Annotated in this window: 15 protein-coding genes; all 15 read right to left on the reverse strand. The window is 32.1% G+C overall.

Translation table 11 applies throughout. The features are described 5' to 3' along the window. Window positions 1–103: 103 nt before the first annotated feature. Window positions 104–820, reverse strand: coding sequence for an ABC transporter ATP-binding protein (locus CUEA01_RS17295; RefSeq protein WP_234123029.1), 717 nt, complete (start codon window positions 818–820; stop codon window positions 104–106). Further along, window positions 813–1,583 carry an ABC transporter ATP-binding protein gene (locus CUEA01_RS17300; RefSeq protein WP_234123030.1) on the reverse strand — a complete coding sequence of 257 codons (771 nt, stop codon included), beginning with the start codon at window positions 1,581–1,583 and terminating at the stop codon, window positions 813–815. The genes CUEA01_RS17295 and CUEA01_RS17300 overlap by 8 nt, the downstream gene beginning before the upstream one ends. After that, window positions 1,583–2,641 carry a branched-chain amino acid ABC transporter permease gene (locus tag CUEA01_RS17305; RefSeq protein WP_234123032.1) on the reverse strand — a complete coding sequence of 353 codons (1,059 nt, stop codon included), beginning with the start codon at window positions 2,639–2,641 and terminating at the stop codon, window positions 1,583–1,585. Before CUEA01_RS17305 ends, CUEA01_RS17300 begins: the two co-directional genes overlap by 1 nt. 3 nt (window positions 2,642–2,644) lie before the next feature. Then, window positions 2,645–3,538 (reverse strand): branched-chain amino acid ABC transporter permease, encoded by an 894-nt coding sequence (locus CUEA01_RS17310; RefSeq protein ID WP_234123033.1) that lies wholly within the window; start codon window positions 3,536–3,538, stop codon window positions 2,645–2,647. A gap of 15 nt (window positions 3,539–3,553) precedes the next feature. After that, window positions 3,554–4,723: an ABC transporter substrate-binding protein gene (locus tag CUEA01_RS17315; RefSeq protein ID WP_234123034.1), complete on the reverse strand. Its 1,170-nt coding sequence runs from the start codon at window positions 4,721–4,723 to the stop codon at window positions 3,554–3,556. 424 nt (window positions 4,724–5,147) lie between these two features. Further along, window positions 5,148–6,569, reverse strand: a complete 1,422-nt coding sequence (gene pyk / locus CUEA01_RS17320; RefSeq protein WP_234123035.1) for a pyruvate kinase — start codon at window positions 6,567–6,569, stop codon at window positions 5,148–5,150. 67 nt (window positions 6,570–6,636) lie between these two features. Beyond that, window positions 6,637–7,596 (reverse strand): 6-phosphofructokinase, encoded by a 960-nt coding sequence (pfkA, locus tag CUEA01_RS17325; RefSeq protein ID WP_234123036.1) that lies wholly within the window; start codon window positions 7,594–7,596, stop codon window positions 6,637–6,639. A 239-nt stretch (window positions 7,597–7,835) separates the two neighbouring features. Beyond that, window positions 7,836–11,336: a DNA polymerase III subunit alpha gene (locus tag CUEA01_RS17330; protein ID WP_234123037.1), complete on the reverse strand. Its 3,501-nt coding sequence runs from the start codon at window positions 11,334–11,336 to the stop codon at window positions 7,836–7,838. 217 nt (window positions 11,337–11,553) lie between these two features. Beyond that, on the reverse strand, window positions 11,554–12,861 hold the full coding sequence (locus CUEA01_RS17335; protein WP_234123038.1) for a DRTGG domain-containing protein: 1,308 nt from the start codon (window positions 12,859–12,861) through the stop codon (window positions 11,554–11,556). 5 nt (window positions 12,862–12,866) lie between these two features. After that, window positions 12,867–13,820 carry a DNA-binding protein WhiA gene (gene whiA, locus CUEA01_RS17340; protein WP_234123039.1) on the reverse strand — a complete coding sequence of 318 codons (954 nt, stop codon included), beginning with the start codon at window positions 13,818–13,820 and terminating at the stop codon, window positions 12,867–12,869. Between the two features lie 4 nt (window positions 13,821–13,824). Continuing rightward, window positions 13,825–15,171, reverse strand: coding sequence for a gluconeogenesis factor YvcK family protein (locus CUEA01_RS17345; protein WP_234123041.1), 1,347 nt, complete (start codon window positions 15,169–15,171; stop codon window positions 13,825–13,827). Further along, window positions 15,168–16,052: an RNase adapter RapZ gene (rapZ, locus tag CUEA01_RS17350; RefSeq protein ID WP_234123043.1), complete on the reverse strand. Its 885-nt coding sequence runs from the start codon at window positions 16,050–16,052 to the stop codon at window positions 15,168–15,170. The genes CUEA01_RS17345 and rapZ overlap by 4 nt, the downstream gene beginning before the upstream one ends. Before the next feature lie 102 nt (window positions 16,053–16,154). Then, window positions 16,155–17,072 carry a UDP-N-acetylmuramate dehydrogenase gene (murB, locus tag CUEA01_RS17355; protein ID WP_234123044.1) on the reverse strand — a complete coding sequence of 306 codons (918 nt, stop codon included), beginning with the start codon at window positions 17,070–17,072 and terminating at the stop codon, window positions 16,155–16,157. Window positions 17,073–17,147: 75 nt separating this feature from the next. Further along, window positions 17,148–17,873, reverse strand: a complete 726-nt coding sequence (locus tag CUEA01_RS17360) for a phosphatase (protein WP_234123045.1) — start codon at window positions 17,871–17,873, stop codon at window positions 17,148–17,150. A gap of 4 nt (window positions 17,874–17,877) precedes the next feature. Further along, on the reverse strand, window positions 17,878–19,752 hold the full coding sequence (gene uvrC / locus CUEA01_RS17365) for an excinuclease ABC subunit UvrC (protein WP_234123046.1): 1,875 nt from the start codon (window positions 19,750–19,752) through the stop codon (window positions 17,878–17,880). Window position 19,753 lies beyond the last annotated feature (1 nt).

Raw genomic sequence — 19,753 nt, forward strand, 5'->3', positions numbered from 1 at the left:
TTAGGCTCTTAGATTTATTAATTTTATTTAAGGTTTCAAGATGCTATTAATCACATCATTTTTATGCAGAGCTGCCACTTATTATTTTGTTTTGCACTGCACCTTATTTTGCTGCTGACTCTCCTAAGTATGCTTTTTTAATGTCCTCATTATTAATTAATTCTGCTCCTGAACCTGACATTGTTATTCTTCCAGTTTCCATTATGTATCCAATATCAGCTATCTTTAAAGCAGCATTTGCATTTTGCTCTATTAAAAGCACGGTCATGCCCTCTTTGTTTATTTTCTTTATAATTCCAAATAGCTCTTTTACGATTATAGGCGCAAGTCCTAGTGAAGGCTCATCCATCATTATAAGCTTAGGCTTAGACATAAGTGCTCTGCCTATTGCAAGCATTTGCTGTTCCCCTCCAGACAAGGTTCCGGCTAGCTGCCAAGTTCTTTCTTTCAATCTAGGGAATAAAGAATATACTTTTTCAAGCTCTTCTTGCAGATTTCTATAATCTTTTCTTGAATAAGCCCCTATTTTTAAATTTTCAAGCACTGTTAAATCCCCAAAAACCCTTCTTCCTTCTGGAACCAAGGCTATGCCATTCTTGACCATACTCTCTGTTTTTATCTTTGTTAAATCCTTACCCTCATAAGTTATGCTGCCACTTTTAGGCTTAACAAGTCCTACTATAGATTTTAAAGTTGTACTTTTACCCGCTCCATTAGCCCCTACCAAGGTTACTATTTTACCACTTGGGACATCTAAACTTATACCCTTTAAGGCTTCTATACCACCATAAGCTACTACTAAATCCTCTATTTTAATCATCTTCGCTCACTCCTAAGTATGCATCTATAACCTTCTTATCATTTTGTATTTCAGAAGGTGTACCTTTGGCTATAGTTATGCCATATTCAAAAACCTGTATTTTATCTGATAACCCCATAACCATACTCATATGGTGTTCTATCATAAATATAGATAGCTTAAATTTATCCTTTATCTCTCTAACAAATTCAGTAAGCTCCTCTGTTTCAGTTGGATTCATACCCGCTGCTGGTTCGTCGAGTAAAAGAAGCTTGGGGTTAGTTGCAAGTGCTCTTGCTATTTCAAGTTTTCTCTGTTTGCCATAAGGAAGAGAAGTTGATTTTTCATTTTTAACATCCTCAAGCTTAAATTCCTTTAAAAGTTCATTAGTCTTCTCTACCATTTCTTTTTCTTCTCTTTTATATTTTGGAAGCTTTAATATGGCTTCAAAGACATTGGATTTAATATGAACATGATTTGCTATCAAAACATTGTCAAACACAGATAAATCACTAAAAAGTCTTATGTTTTGAAATGTTCTTGCAATACCTTCTTTTGTTATAAGGTCTTGTCTTTGTCCTGTAATATCCTTATCATTGAAAATTATCTTGCCCTTTGTAGGTGTATAAACATTTGTTATCATATTAAAGGCAGTAGTTTTACCAGCTCCATTTGGACCTATTAGAGATACTATTTCACCTTCATTAATTTCAAGATTAAAGTCATTTACCGCAGTAAGACCGCCAAATTGCATTGTTGCAGCTTCAACTTTTAATAATGCCATTATTGTCTGCCTCCTTCTCTTAGAGGTTTTTCACGACGAATTCCAAAAATTGCTCTCCAGCTAAATTCTTTTGTTCCCATGATACCATTTCTGAAAAATAATACTATAATCATAAGCAAGGCTGAAAATACAACCATTCTAAGTCCAGGTATTCCTTTAAAGCTTATAAAGCCAATTTTAAAGGTTTGATCCATATCTAGAAATCTTAAAACTTCTCCTAAAATAGTTACTACAAAAGCTGAAATTATTGAACCTGTAATACTTCCCATTCCACCAATTACTACTATAAGAAGTATATTGAAGGTAAGTACAAACTTAAACATTGTAGGGTCTATTGTTCCAAGCAAATTTCCTAATAGTCCTCCCCCTACACCTGCAAAGAAAGCACCTACAGTAAAGGCTATTGTCTTATGCTTAAATAAATTAATTCCCATACTCTCAGCTGCAATAGAATCTTCTCTTATTGCTTTTAACGCTCTTCCAAAAGAACTGTTTACAAGTGAAGCAATTACTATAACTGTAAAAATAGCTATTCCAAAGCTCCAATATAAATTTGTCATATTAGGTATACCTCTAAGCCCTAATGCTCCATTAGTTACTGATTGCATATTGTTTAAAACTATTCTTATTATTTCTGCAAAACCCAATGTAGCAATGGCTAAATAATCTCCCTTAAGCCTTAAAGCAGGTGCTGCTATTATAAATGCCAATATAGCTGATATAATTCCTGCAATAATAAGTGCTGGAAGGAATGGCATTGATATATGATTTAAGGGTGATATCAAAGACTCCATAAAGAAATTTTGGTTTTTAACCTTTGGAGACATTGTGAGCAATGCAGTTGTATATGCGCCTACTGCTATAAAGCCAGCATGACCTAACGAAAATAAACCAGTAAAACCGTTTATTAGATTCATACTAAGTGCAAGAATAACATATATTGCACATAAATTTAAAATTCTTATTTTATAATGATCCAAGCCATTGTTTGCAGCTATTAAAAGTAAAAATATAATTACAATAAGTGCTATATTTAAAATTTTATTTTTCTTCAGCATATTTTACACCTTCTCTGTTAAGTTTTTGCCCATTATTCCTGTTGGTTTAAAGGTCAATATTATTATTAAAAGTATAAAAGCAAAAGCATCTCTGTATCCTGTTAAACCTGGTAAAAATCCAACTAACATGATTTCACCTACACCTAGAATAAAGCCTCCAATAACTGCACCCTTAATATCTCCTATACCACCTATAACTGCTGCAATAAAGCATTTTAGGCCAGGTATCATTCCCATAAGTGCATCTATCTGAGGATACTTAAGCGACCACATTACAGAACCTATAGCCGCGAGCATTGAACCTATTGCAAAAGTGATTGAAATTATCTTATTTACACTAATACCCATAAGCCTTGCTGTATCTACATCTTTAGCCACAGCTCTCATAGCCATTCCAACCTTTGTCTTATTTATTAAATATAATAATGCAAACAGTAAAACTAAGGTTACGACGGGTATTATAAAACTAAGATTTTGAACAGCTATTCCATCTATAGTAACTACATTTGTAAATAACTTAGGCGTTGGAAAAGCTTTTGGCATTCCCCCAAATAAAACTACAGCTAAATTTTCAAGCAAAAAGGAAACTCCAATTGCTGAAATTAAAATTGATATCTTTGGTGCTCCTCTAAGTGGTCTATAGGCAGTAAATTCAATTACTACTCCAAGTATTCCTGTCATAATTATTGCTAATATGAAAGCGAAATACCAAGGTAGATTAAAGGTAACTACTGCATAAAAAGCAAAATACGCACCCATCATAAAAATATCTCCGTGAGCAAAATTAATAAGTCTAAGTATTCCATAAACCATGGTATAGCCTATAGCTATTAATGCATATAGACTTCCAAGTGAAATTGCATTTGCTAAATCCTGCATAAAAATACTAAAAGTCATATTCTATCCCCCATTTTATTTTTCGTTTGCTTTTATAGTTTGAAGATACGTAAATTTACCATTCTTAACAACCTTCAAAACTGCATCCTTTACGGCATTATTATCTTCGTCTATAGTTATCACTCCTGCCGCTCCAGGAAAGTTTTTAGTTTTGGCTATTTGGTCTCTTATCTTTACTGGATCTGTTGAATGAGCCCTCTTTATAGCATCAAGTATTACTAAATAAGCATCATATGCTAAAGCTGTAACTGCTGCAGGTTCCTCTTTATATTGCTTTCTATAAGCATCAAGAAACTTTTTGGATTCCTCTGTTATAGGTTTTTCTGTTGCAAAGAAAGTTGAAAATACCGAACCTTCCACTGCTTCCTTGCCTATATCTATAAATTGCGGTGTCTCCCAGGTATCTCCACCTATAAAAGGAGTTTTTATTCCAAGCTGTCTTGCCTGCTTTATTATTAGTGCACATTCTGTAAAGTTACCAGGAGCAAATATTGCATCTGGATTTTTACTTTTTATGGTTGCAAGTTGTGCTGTAAAATCTTGATCTCCAGTATTATAATTCTCTTTGCAAATTATGGCATTTTCATTTTTTGTAAGCTTTTTAAATGCGTCTGAAAAGAATTTGCATATACCTACAGAATAATCACTTGATACCTCTTGAAGTATAGCAATTTTTTTAGCCTTTAATGTATTTGCTGCATATTTTGCCATAACTGTACCCTGGAAAGGATCAATAAAACAAACTCTAAAATAATAATCATTTCCAGCAGTTACTAATGGATTTGTACAAGATGCTCCAACCGCAGGAATTTTTGCATCCTTAACAACATCGCCTGCTGCCATAGAATTTCCACTGCCCCAACTTCCTATAATAGCATTTACATTTTGTTGTTCTACAAGATTAGATGCTGCACTTGCAGCTTCAACCTTATCTGATTTATTATCAGCAAAAACTAGCTCAACTTTTTTTCCATCCACCGTTGGATAAAGTTTATTTGCTAATTTCACGCCTTCAACCTCAAGTTGTCCACCTGCCGCATTTGCACCTGTCATTGGCTCAAACACACCAATTTTCACAACATTACTGCTAAACTTTTGTTTATTATTTGATTTAGCATCACATCCTGCTAAAGCCAAAGATGCTGACATAATTAATGCCAAAATCAATGAAAGTTTTCTTCTCATGCCTAATTAGCCTCCCATTTTGTTGTAGATAAATTAATATTATTCATAATAATTTAATATTTATTCAATAGTATTATTCTATATTAAATACATGCGTCTGTCAACAAAATACAAGTGTTTTATATTGGTATACTCGTACTAATTGATTGAATTTATGGCAAAAAAAAACACACCCCAAAGGGTGCAAATTAAAATTAAATAGAATTTATTTTGTCCTAATCAAAAGAATCAGTTGCCATTGAATTCTTTTTATCAATATATTTTAACATCTTATCATTTTAACCACAATAGGTAAATAATATACATGTAATAATTTTTTTTATTTTTTGAATAAAAAAAGGAACTGCAAGCCCTTATGTCAAACAGTTCCTTCTTTTTGGGGTTTAGTTAATCTATATCAAAATTATTTTCTGTTATGCAAATTTTACTTTACAACGTGAACTTTTAACATGTTAGTAGTTCCTGTCATATCTACAGGTATTCCTGCTGCAACAACAACTAAATCACCTTTTTTAATGTATCCAGCTTCTAAAGCTTTTTCTACAGAAGAGTTAATTAATTCATCTGTTGATTTAACTGATTCTGATACTATTGTTACAACTCCCCAGTTTAAAGCAAGCTTTCTTGCAACACTTTCATTTGGTGTTACAGCTATAACTGGAACATTTGGTCTGTATTTTGAAACCATTCTTGCAGTGTTTCCTGTTTGAGTAGCTGTTATTATAGCAGTTGCTCCTAATTGTCTTGCCATTTCGCAAGCTGACATAGCTATTGAATTTGCAACACTTGGAGTTGAAGTTTCTTTTCTCTTAGCTAAGATTTTTTCATAGTCTAATTGAGATTCTGCTTCTTTTGCTATTCTTGCCATTGTTTGAACAGCTTCTACTGGATATGATCCATTAGCACTTTCTCCACTTAACATTATAGCATCTGTACCATCGAATATTGCGTTAGCTATATCTGATGCTTCTGCTCTTGTTGGTCTTGGGTTTCTTATCATAGAATCAAGCATTTGAGTTGCTGTTATAACAAACTTTCCTGCTTTATTACATTTTTCTATCATCATTTTTTGAGTTAAAGGAACTTTTTCTATAGGAATTTCAACTCCCATATCTCCTCTAGCAACCATGATAGCATCAGAATATTCTATGATATCATCTATATTGTCAACACCCTCTTGGTTTTCAACCTTAGAGATTATCTTTATATCTTTTCCACCATTTGCTACAAGAACTTCTCTTATAGCTTTTACATCTTCAGCTTTTCTTACGAAGGAAGCAGCTATAGCATCAACTCCAACTTCACATCCGAAGATTAAATCGCTCTTATCTTTTTCAGTCATTGCAGGAAGATTTATTGATACATTTGGTACGTTAACTCCCTTATGGCTTCCAACTAATCCTGTATTAGCAACTTCACAAACAATGTTTGTTCCTTCTATTGCTTTAACTGTAAGTCCTACAAGACCATCATCTATTAATATAGTGTTGCCTGGTTTTACATCTTTGTATAATTCTTTATAGCTGATAGAACATTTTGTTGTATCTCCAACTACTTCTTCACCACATTGAACAGTGAATGTTGATCCTTTAGCTAATTCTAATTTTGAAGGTTCGAAGTTTCCTGTTCTTATTTCTGGTCCCTTTGTATCTAGAACTATTGCTATGTCTTTGTGATATTTTTCTCTTAATTTTTTTACAAGATTTATTCTTCCTCTGTGCTCTTCATGATCTCCATGTGAAAAGTTGTGTCTTGAAGCATTCATTCCAGCCTCAATAAACTTTGTTAAAATTTCTTCACTTTCACTTGCAGGTCCTAGTGTAAAAATCATTTTTGTTCTTTGCATTATATTACTCTCCTCATCGTTTAATTATGACTTGAAAATCAAAAAAATATATAAAAAAATATATAAATTATTTTGAAAGCATGTTAGCAATATTGTAGAGTTCTTCATTGAATTCTCTTGGCATTGCCAAAGCTTCATCAATGTCATCATCTACAATTTTATTATCTCTTATTCCAACAACTCTTGATGTTTTTCCTTCAATCAATACTTCAACGGCTCTTACTCCCATTCTAGAAGCTAACATTCTATCAAAAGCAGAAGGACTTCCGCCTCTTTGAATATGTCCTAAAATGGTTGCTCTTGTCTCTATACCAGTAACTTTTTCTACTTTTTTGGCAAGTTCAGCCGCACCTCCTACTCCTTCAGCAAGAAGTATCAAATTGTGCATTTTTCCATTAAGCTTTCCTTCCAATATTGTTCTACATAATTCATCAAAATTGTAGCCTTTTTCTGGCATAATTACACTTTCAGCTCCACCAGCTATTCCTGAATATAAAGCTATATCACCACAATCTCTTCCCATTACTTCTACTATACTTACTCTTTCATGTGAAGTTGAAGTATCTCTTAATTTATTAATAGCATCAAGTACTGTATTAAGTGTTGTATCAAAACCTATTGTGTAATCAGTGTAGGATAAATCATTATCTATTGTTCCAGGTAAACCAACAGTTGCTACGCCCAATTTTGAAAGTTTTTGAGCTCCCATAAATGAGCCATTTCCTCCTATTACAACAAGACCATCAACGCCAAACACCTTAAGGACATTTGCCGCCTTTTTTCTTCCTTCTTCCTGTAAAAATTCAGCGCATCTAGCGGTTCTAAGTATTGTTCCTCCTCTTTGAATTATATCGGATACACTATGTCTATTCATTTCAAAAAGTTCTCCATTTATAAGACCGCTGTATCCTCTTTGGATTCCCATTACCTTAAGACCTTTACTAAGTGCAGTTCTAACTACTGCCCTAATAGCAGCATTCATGCCTGGTGCGTCACCACCACTTGTAAGCACAGCTATAGTCTTCATAATTTATACCTCCTACGACCGCAGGGACTTAACTTGTCCCACATATTTTATAAATTATCTAGATATAATAAGCATATTTACCAACAAGTTATTTAATTCATCTTTATTTTAATAGAAAACTTGAAAATATTCAATGCCTTATATAAAATAAACCATAAAATTTAAAATATTGGGATTTTGTTATAAATCTTCCCCAATTAATTTATAAAATATACTAACTACAACCAAAGTCAATTACATTATATCACTTTTATATTACTTTCGCCAAATTTATCTTTTAAAAATTTCATAACTTCTACATTTTTTTCAATCCAGATTGATTTATCCAGCAAAAACTTTTTTCTCTCTTTTTGGGTGCAAACATATATAGGAACATTACCACCATATACAGCTGAAATACTTCTTATTTTTTTTAAGGCATCTTTTACAGCATCACTATTTTCAACTAAAATATATATTTTATCTGAGCTTACTTTTATTAATGGAGTAATTTCTTCACATAATATTTTAGGCTGTTCATCTTCTTTCTTGTTTACTCTACCCTTTATTATAACCAGCTCATCTTCTTTTATGCAGGATGTATTTTTTTCAAGGACTTTGGGAAAAATAACAATTTCGATACTAGCATACATATCTTCTACTTTTATGAAAGCCATCATCGTATTGCTTCTAGTTACTTTTTTTGTAACATTAGTAATTATTCCACCTATTACAACCCTTGTTCCATCAACTATGCCATTATCTTGCTGCTGCAAATTTTCACTTTCGTTTTCCTCAATGGATTCATACCCAACTATATCTGATATTTTTGTATTTGTAACAGCATCCAAAGTTTCTTTATAATCTTCAAGTGGATGTCCTGACAAATATATTCCTGTCATTTCTTTTTCCATTGCAAGCATGTATTTTTTATCAAATTCCTTTATATTTGGATATTGTATCTCTATATTATTATAATTCTCTTGTTTAAAATCTGTGAATAAATTCATCTGTCCCTGGATATTTTTTTTCTGCTGATTTGATATTCCGTCCATAACCTTTTCAAATACCGCAAGGAGCTGTGATCTAAATACTTTAAGACCATCATATCCACCAGCTTTAATTATACTTTCAACAGCTCTTTTATTTACAATAGACATATCAATTTTATTGCAAAAATCACTAAAAGATGAAAATTCACCTTTACTTTTTCTAACTTTAACTATACCTTCTATTGCGTTTACTCCAACATTTTTTATTGCTGCAAGTCCGAATCTTATAGTATCACCATGAACTGTAAATTTAGAGTAACTTTGATTTATATCCGGAGGAAGAACTTGTATTCCTAATTTGTCGGCAAATCTTATATAAAATGCTACCTTTTCATTATCTCCCATAACACTATTTAAGTAAGCTGCAATACATTCTGTCGGATAATAGCACATTAAATATGCTGTTTCATATGCCACAACAGCATAAGCTGCCGCATGTGATTTATTAAAGGCATAACTTGCAAAATCCATCATTAAATCATATATTTTATCTGCTTTTTCCTTGGAAATACCATTTCTTACGCAACCAGGAACTTCAATTTCTCCATTTTCATTTTCAATTCCATAAATAAAATTATGTCTTTCCTCTTCCATTACATGGTGCTTTTTCTTTGACATGGCACGTCTTACGAGGTCACTTCTTCCCATAGAGTATCCAGCCAAATCTCTAACTATCTGCATAACTTGTTCCTGATAAACCATACATCCATAAGTTACCTTTAATATAGGTTCTAGTTCTGGTGTTATGTATTCAATTTCAAGAGGATTATTTTTATTTTTAATGTATCTTGGAATTTCACTCATTGGACCAGGTCTATATAAACTTATTCCGGCTATGATATCTTCTAGGTCATCTGGCTTAAGTTCCTTCATAAAACTTGTCATACCAGCAGATTCTAACTGAAATACACCAACAGTTTTTCCCTCGCCTATCATTTTATAAACTTTTTCATCTTCAAAATTTATTTTATCGATATCTATGTCAATTCCCTTGTTTTGCTTAATCATATCTATAGTATCTTTAATAACCGTAAGGGTTCTAAGTCCCAAAAAGTCCATTTTTAAAAGTCCAAGTTCTTCAAGTACACCCATAGTAAACTGTGCAACAATGGACTCTTCATTTTTTAAGAGTGGAACATAATTTACAAGCGGTTTAGATGCTATAACAACACCCGCTGCATGGGTTGAAGTATGCCTTGGAATTCCCTCAAGTTTTCTTGCAACATCTATTAAATCCTTTATTCTTTCATCAGAATCATAGGCATCTTGAAGCTCAGGATTCAATTCTAAAGCTTTATCAATAGTTATACCAAGAACTGAAGGAATCATTTTAGCTATTTTATCAACCTCTGCATATGAGTAATTCATAGCTCTTCCTACATCTCTTATACACATTCTTGGTGCCATGGTGCCAAAAGTAACTATTTGAGAAACAGAATCCTTTCCATACTTTTCAACAACATAATCTATTACTTTTTGTCTTCTTTCATAACAAAAATCACTATCTATATCTGGCATTGAAATTCTGTCAGGATTTAAAAATCTTTCAAATATCAAATTGTATTTAATAGGATCTATTTTAGTTATACCCAAGGTATATGCTACAAGTGATCCAGCTCCAGAACCTCTACCTGGACCTGTTGGAATTTCATTTTCCCTTGCAAATCTTATAAAATCCCAAACTATCAAAAAATAATCAACATAACCCATTTGATTTATTATGCCAAGCTCATATTGAAGCCTTTTATTTAGTTCGTCTGTTATATCCTCATATCTTTCTTTAAGTCCTGTATAACATAAATTTTTCAAATACTCATAATGATCTGTTCCCTCTGGCAATGGAAAATTAGGAAGCTTTGATTCATGAAATTTATACTCAAAATTGCACTCATCTGCTATTTTTGCAGTGTTCAAAAGAGCCTCTTTTACATAGGAAAATTGCTCATACATATCTTCCTGAGACTTTAAATAAAACTGCTCTGGCTCATATCTCATTCTATTTTCATCATCTATATTCTTTCCTGTTTGTATACATAAAAGAATATCATGCGCTCTAGAATCTTCTTTTTCTATATAATGAACATCGTTAGTTGCTATTAGTGGAATATCTAGCTCTTTTGATAATTTTATAAGTTCTTCATTAACCTTAAGCTGTTCCTGAATTCCATGATACTGCAATTCTAGGTAAAAACCATCTTTAAAAATTTCCTTATAAAAAAGTGCATCCTTCTTAGCTCTTTCCATTCTACCTTTTAAAATATCAGATGACACTTCTCCCGCAAGACATGCACTTGATGCTATAATTCCTTCGCTATGAGCTTTAAGATATTCATGATCAACTCTAGGTTTATAATAAAATCCATCAATAGATGCTTTTGAAACTATCTTCATTAAATTTTCGTAACCAGTTTCATTTTTTACAAGCAAAACTAAATGGTGAGTTTCATTTTCAGGATCATTTTGTTTTATATACATAGATTTAGATGCAACATAAATTTCACAACCTATTATAGGTTTTATTCCAACTTCTTTTGCTGCTTTATAAAATTCAACACATCCATACATAGCTCCATGGTCCGTTATAGCTAAGCTATTCATTCCTAGGTCTTTAGCCTTTTGAACTAACTTTCCAACCTTTCCTGAGCCATCTAAGAGGCTATATTCGGTATGGACATGAAGGTGCACAAAATTTTTAAAAATATCTTCCATAAAACGCCCTCCCTTCTATCAGAGTACAGATGACAGAGTACAGAGTACAGTGATGGTTAATTTTCTGCTGAAGCAGAAAATTTAAAAACTTAATGGGCTATCGCCCAAACCTTCTCACTAATATGTTTTTTAAGTTCTAAGATTTTCCTGACGCAATGAAGGAAAATCCTCCTTCACTGTACTCTGTACTCTGTACTTTGTACTCTGATTTAGTACTCTAAATCTTAAGTATTTTCAACGATAGTATAGATTTTGCAATAACTTCATTATTTTCATTTTCCATACTAACTTCAACTTTTCCAAAAAAACTTCCAACATGAATAATATTTGTATATATATTTATATTATTGTCCATTTCAACAGGTTTAATAAAGTAACTTGAAATATTATCTATTGAAATATTTACATTATTTTTTCTTTTTAAAGTCATCACACCTGCAGTTGAAAGAAGCATACCTAAAGAATTCCATGATGCAGCACCGATTTGACCTACCATCTCTGAAACTATCTTTCCATAGAAATGCATTCCTCTTTCTGTATATGTGTATTTAAAATTTCTTAATATAATGTCCTCTAAAGTTTCCCCCACTTGAGGCTGTCTTACGGCAAATTGAAGTGCTTTTGTAATCTCATTCTTTCCAAGAACACCAATTAATTTTTTGCTACTATCCAGAACGGGACACATAGCCATGTTTTCCCATCCCATAACGTGTGCAATATATGCTACCGTAGTTTTACAATCTACTGTAAGTTTAGGTTCATCCATATAGTTTTCAATTATATCATTGTCTTCTATGCCAGTATCTAGCACTCTGACATCAATAATTCCAACTAACTTTCTTGTATTATCTACCACGGGATACTTGCGTACATGGTTATTTTTGCAATATTTTCTTATTTTTCCAACATCATCGGTGTTTTTAAAACACTTTGGATTTTCATCCATTATATCTTCGACTAAAATTATATCCTTTTTCACTAAACTCTCAGATATAGCCTTATTAATTATACTTGCGATAGTAAAGGTATCATAATTTGATGATATTACAGGAAGACCTTTTTTATCTGCCAATTCTTTTATTTCATCACTGCAGCCAAATCCGCCCGTTATAAGTACTGCCGCATTATTAAGTAAGCATAATTTTTGAGCATCTTCTCTATTTCCAACAATAATAAGACTTTCTGGCGTTACATATTTTATCATAGCTTCCGTAGTCATTGCACCTATAACAAACTTATCTAAAACCTTATCTATTCCTTTTTCTCCACCGAGTATAATTCCATCTATTATGCCTACAATTTCCCTATACGTAAGTGCTTCTATATTCTTTTTATTAACCTTTTCTATTCTAATAGTTCCAACTCTAGGTATCGTAGTAACCAAGCCTAAAGTATCGCACTGCTTAATAGCTCTGTATGCCGTTCCCTCGCTTACTTCTAGTTCACTTGCTATACTTCTTACAGATATTTTCGAGCCAGCTTTAAGGGACATAATATAATTTATTATATCTTCATGCTTTGACATACAAATTATTTACCTTCCTTTCTAATTTCTTCTGCAATTTTTTCTATCCTTCTAAGTCTATGATTAACCCCAGACTTTCCAACTGGCGGCTCAAGCATCTTACCTAATTCCTTTAAAGACTCATCAGGGTAATTTAATCTAAGCTCTGCAATTTCTCTTAAATTTTCAGGAAGTCTCGCAAGTCCTAATTCACTCTCTATAAGCTTTATGCTTTCAACTTGCCTTACTGAAGCGTTAACCGTTTTACTTAAGTTTGCAGTTTCGCAATTAACAAGCCTATTTACATTATTTCTCATTTCCTTCATTATTCTTACATTTTCAAAATCAAGTAAACTAGAATGAGCCCCTATAATATTTAACAAATCTACTATCTGCTCCCCTTCTTTTATATAAACAACATAACTGCTTTTTCTTTTAATCATTTTAGAACTTAAATTATATGTATTTATAAGCTTACTTAAATCTGCTGCATAATCTTCATCATGAGTAACAAATTCAAGGTGATATGTCTTTTCTGGATTGCTCACGCTTCCGCCGCCTAAAAATGCTCCTCTTATGTACATTCGTATACTTAAATCATCCGAAATTATTTCTTCTGGAATATTATAATTTAATTGTATTAAACCTTTTGTGTCTTTAAGAATTCCTACTTCTTTTAGAAAATTTCTTACTCCCATTTCTTCTGTTATGCAAGCTATATATACATTATTTTTCTTTAGTGAATTACTTTTTCTTACCATAAGTTCTGTGTGTATCGAAAAATGCTCTTTAAGCAATTTAAAGATAAGTCTACCTATAGCCGGATTTTCAGTTACAACTTTAAAGCTTATTTTATCATTACCCTCCAGAGACAAAGTTCCACTTGATTTCATTATCGCTGATAAAATAGCTGTAGCTTCCTTATGATTATATTCACTATATCTGCATACCTCACTTTTAACTTTTGATGAAAATGACATATTATTACTCCTCGTTATTACTAACCTTATTATCTTTTAATCTTTGTGATAAATAGAAATATTCTACTATCTTCTTTTTATCATAGAATAATTTCTTATCCATAATAGTTTCTACTAAAATTGCTGCAAGTTTATCAGAATCATGTCTTACCAATCCGTCTTTTATTTTTATAAAGTTTCCTTGTATCATTTCTACGCCTATTTTATTGAGTTCTTTTTCGTCTATTTTTACAAGCTCAGAAGTTTTTTCAAAATACTTTCCCTTAAGCTTTTCATCAATTCCACCTACATTTACAAGTGTATAATCTACAACCTTCCCACCCGTATGCTTAAATATGGCTTTAATATGGTCAGATACGCTAAATTCATCTGTTTCTCCTGGCTGTGTCATTATATTGGAAACGTATAATTTAAGTGCTTTTGTTTTTTGAAGTGCCGCTCCAACCTCCTTAACTAATAAGTTTGGAATAACACTTGTATATAAGCTTCCAGGTCCAAGTATTACGGCATCTGCTTCCCTTATCGCTTGTATTGTTTCACCTATTGCCTTTGCATTTTCTGGTTCTATAAACACTCTATCTACTGGACTTTCATACATAATTGCAGCTTCTGGTATATTTGATTCTCCCTCAACTACAACACCATTTTTTAATTTTGCCTTTAATACTACATCATCTAGGGTAACTGGAATTACTTTTCCTGTTACTGCGAGTACAGAACTCATCTTTTGAACCGCCTCTTCAAAATTACAAGAAATTCCATCCATAGCTGCAAGAAATAAATTACCAAAGCTTTGGTTCTTAAGTCTTCCATCTTTAAATCTGTATTGAAGTAGCTCTTCCATAAGTGGCTCTGTATCAGATAATGCAAGCAGGCAATTTCTTATATCACCAGGTGGTAAGATTCCTAAGTCCTCTCTCAAATCTCCAGAACCACCACCATCATCTGCAACAGTTACAATAGCTGTTATATTAGAAGTATAGTTTTTTAGTCCACGAAGCATGGTAGATAATCCTGTTCCACCTCCGATTGCAACTATTTTAGGTCCTTTTACAAGAAGCCTTTTTTCATATATCAAATTACTCAATCTTCTAGAATCTATAGATACATTTAGATATCCTTTATTTATAAGCACTATTATTGATTTCATTCCAAGCGTAACTGAAACATATAGAATAAAAACACCTGCCACAATTAAGAAACCATAAAAAGCTTTATAATAAATGCTGTAATATATTCCTTTATTCATAAATTCAATAAGGGCAAAGGAAATGAGCATTATACCCATTATTCCAAGCATAACCCACCGTTTGATCTTAATTCCAGGCTTTATCCAATCTACAAATTTCATAGTTTTTTACCACCTTTATTAACATCCTCATTAATATCTCTATGGTCAATATTTACTATGTTTCCATCATCTTTTAACCTTTTGTAAATTTCATTAGCTATGGTTACAGATCTATGTCTTCCCCCTGTACATCCAATGGCAACAATAAGCTGCCTTTTACCTTCTTTTAAGTAATGTGGTATTAAAAATTTAAGCATATCTTCTAGTTTATCAATAAAAGCATTTGTCTGTGGAAAGGATTTTACATAATCACTTACCGGTGCTTCATTACCAGAATAATGTTTTAGTTCTGGTATATAAAAAGGATTAGGTAAAAATCTAACGTCAAAAACAAGATCAGAATCAACAGGAATTCCATACTTAAATCCAAAAGATAATACTGTTATAATGAGCTCTGTTTCAACTTGCCCTTCTTCCCTGTAAATCGAAGTTATTTTTTCTTTAAGTTCTCTAGTTGCAAGCTTTGATGTATCAATAATATCATTTGCTCTGTCACGAATTTCTTCTAATTTCTTTCTTTCAAGCGATATTCCGTTTAAAATTCTTCCTTCTGGTGCTAAAGGATGCTTTCTTCTTGACTCTTTATATCTTTTAATTAAAACCTCATCAGACGCATCTAAAAATAAAATTTCATATTCATAACCATTGTTTTTTAGATAATCCAAACTAACAAAAAGATCATCGAAGAACTTTCCGCCTCTTATATCTATTACAAGCGCTATTTTATCTATTTTTCCTTTAGTTTCAAAACATGCTTCTGCAAATTTAGGTATAAGTGTTGGAGGCAGATTATCTACACAAAAGTATCCTAAATCTTCAAGGCTCCTTACTGCTTGCGTTTTTCCAGCTCCTGATAATCCTGTTACAATGACAAATCTCATTTTAACACATCCCCCTTCGCATTCTTCTTTATGTATATTTAACCTATTAAAGATAAGCCATCGTGAAACTTAAAGTTTATTTGTAGTCAAACTGGTTTCACTCTACTTTTCTTCTCCAATAATTCTAACTTCTGTATCGAGATTTACATCATATTTACTTTTAACTGTTTTTTGAACAAAATGAATTAAGTCTAATATATCCTTAGCTGTTGCATTTTCTTTGTTAATAATAAACCCAGAATGTTTTTCGGAAACCTGTGCTCCGCCGATACTTACGCCTTTAAGTCCACTGTCCTCTATAAGCTTAGCTGCAAAAAATCCTTCTGGTCTCTTAAAAGTGCTGCCTGCTGATGGATACTCAAGTGGCTGTTTTTCTCTTCTTCGCCTCATTAAATCGCTAATCCTTCCAGCAATTTTTTCGTACTCACCTTTTTTAAGTTTAAAAGTTGCTTCTAAAACAATATAGTTTTTTTTAAGTACAACACTCGTTCTATATCCAAGTTCAAGTTGATCCTTAGTGAGTTTCATAACTTTACCTTTATGATCTACAACTGTTACTGTGTCTATAATATCTGCTATTTCACCATTATATGCACCTGCATTCATTGCAATTGCTCCACCAATAGTACCTGGTATTCCGCATGCAAATTCAAATCCAGTTAAACTAGCATCTCTAGATTTTAGGCTTACCTCACCAATTGCAGCTCCACTTTGAACTATAATTTCTTCACCATTAATATTTATACCATTAAGCTTAGACAATTTTATGGCAACTCCCCTTATTCCCCCATCCCTAACAAGAAGATTGGAACCATTTCCTATTATATAATATGGAATTTTTCTTTCTTCACACAATCCTATAACCTTACTAACTTCTTCATAAGTTTCAGGCTTTACTAGTAAATCCACTGCTCCACCCACTTTAAAGGATGTGTATTTTTTCATAGGAGCATTTAGTTCCACGTTCTCATTTTTTATATAGTTACTAATTTCCGCCACAAAATCTTGAATATAATTCATAGTACATCTCCTCAAAATATTAATATAAAGTTAGTATATGACATCTTAAAAAAAATAACAAGTCTAAGGACACTATTAACCTAATTTCCCCTTACTTTTTAAGTATTCCATTATTTTATTTTCATCTGTATTCATAATTAATTCTTCTTTTACATTAGCTGCTTTAATTATTTGTTCTGCTTTATCAAATTTTCCTATATTAAATGATATGTGAGAATCAGTTCCTAATATTACCTTAACTCCATTCTCATTGCAAGCTTTAGCTATCTTTATACAATTTTCTAAACTACCTTCTCTTGAACCATTTAAAGAACCGTTATTTATTTCTATAAGTGTATTTGTAACCTTAGCCTTTTTTACAATTGCTTCAATATCTACTGGGAAAATAGGATTTCCTAAATGGCCTAATATATCGATGCTTCTATTATTCATCGCATTTAGAACTGCCATAGTATTTACTTCCTTCGTACTTGGAAACGGCTTAAAGCATACATCATGTAAACTTGCAATTATTAAATCCAATCTTTCTTGAATACGCTCTGGTATATCAATGTTACCATCTACATCCATTATGTTTGCCTCGCAGCCTCTAAGTATTTTAACCCCATATAATTCTCTAGGTATGTTTCTCATATTACTAAAATAAAATATATGCGGGCCACCAGGCATACAAGGACCATGTTCTGTAGTTCCAAGTACCTTTATTCCATTTATTGAAGCTTGCTTTACATTCTCTAGCAATGTAGTATACGCATGACCGCTTACTATGCTATGTGTATGTAAATCTATAACATATTTCAAAATATCACTCCTTGTTGCTATTCTTTTTAAAGTAACTTATTATACTTTCTGCTGCCTTCTTATTAATTGATGGTGTTTCTAAAAGTTCATTAAAAGAAGCCCTTCTTATATTATCTATACTTTGAAACTTTTTCAATAGTTCTTTTCTTCTTCTATCTCCTACATTAGGTATATCATCCAACACTGAGTGAAGTACTCTTCTATCTCTTAAGGTTCTATGGTATGTAATTGCAAATCTATGTACCTCATCTTGAATTCTTGTAATAAAGTGCATAATTTCAGAGTTTCCCTTTATGTAGATTTCATTATTATTATATATTATTCCTCTTGTATTGTGTTTGTCATCCTTAACCATACCACAAACTGGAATATCTATATTAAATTCTTTTAGTACTTCCAAGGCTATATTTACTTGACCTTTTCCTCCGTCCATTAATATCAAGTTGGGGAATACAGAAAACTTTCCCGCACTTAAAGAAATTTCACTATTAGCAATAGCTTTTACTTCATCAAGTCCGTGTTTAAATCTTCTAGTTAAAATTTCGCGCATACTTTCATAATCATTAGCACCTTTTACAGAATTTATTTTAAATCTTCTATAATCACTGTTTTTTGCTTTCCCATTTTCAAATACAATCATAGAACCAACAGAATCTACACCTTGTATGTTTGAAATATCATAGGCCTCTATTCTAGTAGGCATTTCGTCAAGTTCAAGAAGCTCAGCTAATTTTTCAATTACATTTATATTATTTTTCTTGTCACTAAGTAATTTTAGCTTGAATTGCTCAAGCATAATTTTTGAATTTCTCCCTACCATATCAAGCAATTCTTTTTTTTCGCCTTTTTGCGGTACCTTGAGATTTACCCTTGAGCCTCTTTTCATAGAAAGCCACTGCTCTAGAAGTTCATTATCTACAATGCCTGGAATATAAATATCCTTAGGTATATATGCAGTTCCACCATAAAACTCCTTTATAAATTCAGCTATAATCTCTTCACCTTGCTGCCCTTTAGTGTTTTCAAAGGTAAAATGTTCTCTTCCAACAATTTTTCCAGCACGTATAAAGAATATCTGAACACAACTATCGTTATCATCACTATATATATTAATAAAATCTTCATCATCAAAATTATTACTTATTATCTTTTGCTTTTCCATTACTGTCTCTGCCGCTCTTATTTTATCTCTATAGCTTGCTGCTTTTTCAAATTCCAACTCTTCTGATGCTTTAGCCATTTTGCTTTTAAGCTCATTTATAACAGCACTATCTCTTCCAGACAGCAGTGAAACAACGTTTTTTATTAATTCTCCATATTCAGCTTTACTTATAAGTCCTGCACATGGTGCGTTACAGCGTTTTATTTGATAGTTAAGACAAGGTCTTATTTTTTCTTGACCTTCCTTTATAGTCATTTTGCAGGTTCTAAGTGGGAATATCTTTTTTATCAAATCCATTGTTTCATAAATAGCAGATACATTTGGATAAGGACCATAATACTTAGACCCATCTTTTACCTTCATCCTTGTAATAATAACTCTCGGAAAATCTTCATTTACTGTAACCTTAATAAAAGGATAATGTTTATCATCTTTAAGTAATATATTATATCTAGGCTTATATTTTTTTATAAGATTACATTCTAAAATAAGTGCTTCCATTTCTGAATCTGTAACTATATATTCAAATTCAGCAATATTTTTCACCATAGCCTTAACTTTTTCAGAATGATTTTTAGAGCTTTGGAAATATTGTCTAACTCTATTCTTTAATATTTTAGCCTTTCCAACATATATGATTTCACCAAGAGAATTCTTCATAAGATACACTCCTGGCTTATCAGGAAGAATCTTTAATTGATATTGAAAGTCAAACATA

Source organism: Clostridium hydrogenum, assembly GCF_021432385.1.
Classification (GTDB): domain Bacteria; phylum Bacillota; class Clostridia; order Clostridiales; family Clostridiaceae; genus Clostridium_S; species Clostridium_S hydrogenum.

Bases quoted from the DNA above. Each gene is read 5' to 3' on its own strand.
- CUEA01_RS17295 (WP_234123029.1), bottom strand. From the start codon at position 820: ATGATTAAAATAGAGGATTTAGTAGTAGCTTATGGTGGTATAGAAGCC.
- CUEA01_RS17300 (WP_234123030.1), bottom strand. From the start codon at position 1,583: ATGGCATTATTAAAAGTTGAAGCTGCAACAATGCAATTTGGCGGTCTT.
- CUEA01_RS17305 (WP_234123032.1), bottom strand. From the start codon at position 2,641: ATGCTGAAGAAAAATAAAATTTTAAATATAGCACTTATTGTAATTATA.
- CUEA01_RS17310 (WP_234123033.1), bottom strand. From the start codon at position 3,538: ATGACTTTTAGTATTTTTATGCAGGATTTAGCAAATGCAATTTCACTT.
- CUEA01_RS17315 (WP_234123034.1), bottom strand. From the start codon at position 4,723: ATGAGAAGAAAACTTTCATTGATTTTGGCATTAATTATGTCAGCATCT.
- pyk (WP_234123035.1), bottom strand. From the start codon at position 6,569: ATGCAAAGAACAAAAATGATTTTTACACTAGGACCTGCAAGTGAAAGT.
- pfkA (WP_234123036.1), bottom strand. From the start codon at position 7,596: ATGAAGACTATAGCTGTGCTTACAAGTGGTGGTGACGCACCAGGCATG.
- CUEA01_RS17330 (WP_234123037.1), bottom strand. From the start codon at position 11,336: ATGGAAGATATTTTTAAAAATTTTGTGCACCTTCATGTCCATACCGAA.
- CUEA01_RS17335 (WP_234123038.1), bottom strand. From the start codon at position 12,861: ATGTCAAAGCATGAAGATATAATAAATTATATTATGTCCCTTAAAGCT.
- whiA (WP_234123039.1), bottom strand. From the start codon at position 13,820: ATGTCATTTTCATCAAAAGTTAAAAGTGAGGTATGCAGATATAGTGAA.
- CUEA01_RS17345 (WP_234123041.1), bottom strand. From the start codon at position 15,171: ATGAAATTTGTAGATTGGATAAAGCCTGGAATTAAGATCAAACGGTGG.
- rapZ (WP_234123043.1), bottom strand. From the start codon at position 16,052: ATGAGATTTGTCATTGTAACAGGATTATCAGGAGCTGGAAAAACGCAA.
- murB (WP_234123044.1), bottom strand. From the start codon at position 17,072: ATGAATTATATTCAAGATTTTGTGGCGGAAATTAGTAACTATATAAAA.
- uvrC (WP_234123046.1), bottom strand. From the start codon at position 19,752: ATGTTTGACTTTCAATATCAATTAAAGATTCTTCCTGATAAGCCAGGA.